The organism is Novosphingobium rhizovicinum (assembly GCF_040813635.1).
GTDB lineage: Bacteria > Pseudomonadota > Alphaproteobacteria > Sphingomonadales > Sphingomonadaceae > Novosphingobium > Novosphingobium rhizovicinum.
The window spans coordinates 142501-145578 of the sequence record NZ_JBFNXR010000033.1 but is presented as its reverse complement, the minus strand read 5'-3'; the positions used below and the strand labels follow the sequence as shown (position 1 = coordinate 145578).

The window sequence follows — 3078 nt, the reverse complement described above, 5'->3', positions numbered from 1 at the left end:
TGAATGGGTTTGATCGATACGAGTTACGCGCCTGCTTCAATGCCTGGCGACGTCCTACTCTTCCAACGCTTGAGCGTTAGTACCATTGGCGCTGTCAGGTTTCACGGCCGAGTTCGAGATGGGATCGGGTGGGTCACTGACGCTATGGCCACCAAGCAATGGAGCGGGCGCGTTTCGTATCGGGTTTTTAATCGATGTTTATCCGTGCATGTTCGATGTGTGTCTGGCTGGTTTCATCGTCCACCGACGCGTGCCTGCTGATTGGCAGGACTGTCGTTGATGGTGGGATTCTGCAAGCATGATCAGAGTGATTAGGACCGGTTAGCTCCATGCGTTACCGCACTTCTACACCCGGCCTATCAACGTGATGGTCTATCACGACTCGAAGATACCTAATCTTGAGGGAGGCTTCCCGCTTAGATGCTTTCAGCGGTTATCCCGTCCATGCATAGCTACCCTGCTGCGCGGCTGGCGCCACGACAGGTACACCAGAGGCATGTTCATCCCGGTCCTCTCGTACTAGGGACAACTCCTCTCAAGTATCGACGCCCACGGCAGATAGGGACCAAACTGTCTCGCGACGTTCTGAACCCAGCTCACGTACCACTTTAATTGGCGAACAGCCAAACCCTTGGGACCTGCTCCAGCCCCAGGATGTGATGAGCCGACATCGAGGTGCCAAACGATTCCGTCGATATGAGCTCTTGGGAATCATCAGCCTGTTATCCCCGGCGTACCTTTTATCCGTTGAGCGATGGCCCTTCCACGAGGGACCACCGGATCACTATGACCGACTTTCGTCTCTGCTCGACTCGTCAGTCTCGCAGTCAGGCAGGCTTATGCCATTGCACTCTTGCAGACGGTTTCCAACCGTCCTGAGCCTACCATCGCGCGCCTCCGTTACTCTTTAGGAGGCGACCGCCCCAGTCAAACTACCCGCCACAGAGGGTCCCAGCACCGGCTAACGGTGCGTGGTTAGACATCAGAAAACAACAGGGTGGTATTTCACCTATGGCTCCACGACAGCTGGCGCCGTCGCTTCAAAGCCTCCCACCTATGCTACACAGTTATTTCCTAATGCCACTCTGAAGCTGCAGTAAAGGTGCACGGGGTCTTTCCGTCTAACCGCGGGTACTCCGCATCTTCACGGAGAATTCAATTTCGCTGAGCATATCCTGGAGACAGTGGGGAAGTCGTTACGCCATTCGTGCAGGTCGGAACTTACCCGACAAGGAATTTCGCTACCTTAGGACCGTTATAGTTACGGCCGCCGTTTACTCGGGCTTCAATTCGGAGCTTGCACTCCTCCTCTTAACCTTCGAGCACCGGGCAGGCGTCAGACCCTATACGTCGTCTTGAAGCCGACTTAGCAGAGTCCTGTGTTTTTGCTAAACAGTCGCTACCCCCTGGCCTGTGCCCCCTCAACCTGCTTGCGCAAGCTGAGGGCCTCCTTCTTCCGAAGGTACGGAGGCAATTTGCCGAGTTCCTTCAGGATACTTCTCTCAAGCGCCTTGGTATACTCTACCTGACCACCTGTGTCGGTTTCGGGTACGGTCTATACGGTGGGGCTATTTCCTGGAACCACTTCGAAGCCTGACCAATCCAATAAGGTCAGACAACACACGTGATCCGTCACACACCACCAGGCCCACGAATATTAACGTGGTTCCCATCGACTACCCCCTTCGGGCTCGTCTTAGGGGCCGGCTCACCCTGCTCAGATTAGCTTTAAGCAGGAACCCTTGGTCTTTCGGCGAGAGGGTATCTCACCCTCTTTGTCGCTACTCATGTCAGCATTCGCACTTCCGATACGTCCATGGTCGGTTACCCTTCCACTTCACTCGCTTACGGAACGCTCCGCTACCGCGTGATCGTAAACGATCACACCCTAAGCTTCGGTGCATCACTTGAGCCCCGTTACATTTTCGCCGCAGGAACCCTTATTTAGACCAGTGAGCTGTTACGCTTTCTTTAAAGGATGGCTGCTTCTAAGCCAACCTCCTGGTTGTTTTGGGATTCCCACATGCTTTCCCACTTAGTGATGACTTGGGGACCTTAGCTGTAGGTTAGGGCTGTTTCCCTTTTGACGACGGACCTTAGCACCCGCCGTCTGTCTGCCGGACTAGACTCGATGGTATTCGGAGTTTGGTTAGGTTTGGTAGATCTCGCGACCCCCTAGCCCATCCAGTGCTCTACCCCCATCGGCAATCATCCGACGCTCTACCTCAATAGATTTCGCGGAGAACCAGCTATTTCCCGGCTTGATTGGCCTTTCACCCCTAAACACAACTCATCCGAGAATTTTTCAACATTCAACGGTTCGGTCCTCCAGTGCGTGTTACCGCACCTTCAACCTGGTCATGCCTAGATCGCCGGGTTTCGGGTCTAATTCATCGAACTCAGTCGCCCTATTCAGACTCGCTTTCGCTGCGCCTACACCTAACGGCTTAAGCTTGCTCGATAAATTAAGTCACTGACCCATTATGCAAGAGGTACGCTGTCACTCCCTATGGAGCTCCAACTGCTTGTAAGCATTCGGTTTCAGGTACTGTTTCACTCCCCTCATCGGGGTGCTTTTCACCTTTCCCTCACGGTACTGTGTTCGCTATCGGTCATGTACGAGTATTTAGGCTTGGAGGGTGGTCCCCCCATGTTCAGACAGGATTTCACGTGTCCCGCCCTACTCGAGTCCTTCATCATCACTTTCGCATACGGGGCTGTCACCCGCTATGGCCACTCTTTCCAAAGTGTTCTGCTAGTTGAAATGAAGGCACTGGCCTGGTCCGCGTTCGCTCGCCACTACTAACGGAATCTCGGTTGATGTCTTTTCCTCCGGGTACTTAGATGTTTCAGTTCCCCGGGTTCGCTTCACCAAGTCTATGTATTCAACTCGGTGATACCTTATCCACCTCACTCACTGTGTGCCAAAACCCGAAAGTCTCATCACACAACGAGAGAAATGGTGAAGGTGGGTTTCCCCATTCGGAAATCGCCGGATCAAAGTTTGCTCACAACTCCCCGACGCTTATCGCAGCGTGCCACGTCCTTCATCGCCTGTACATGCCAAGGCATCCACCA

2 rRNA genes (1 of these 2 only partly in view) are annotated in these 3078 nt (G+C 53.7%); both read right to left on the bottom strand.

The features are described from left to right. Window positions 1-41 precede the first annotated feature (41 nt). A 5S ribosomal RNA gene (rrf, locus tag ABUH87_RS10430) occupies window positions 42-156 on the bottom strand. A gap of 135 nt (window positions 157-291) precedes the next feature. Further along, window positions 292-3078 (bottom strand): 23S ribosomal RNA (locus ABUH87_RS10425); it runs 21 nt beyond the window's last position.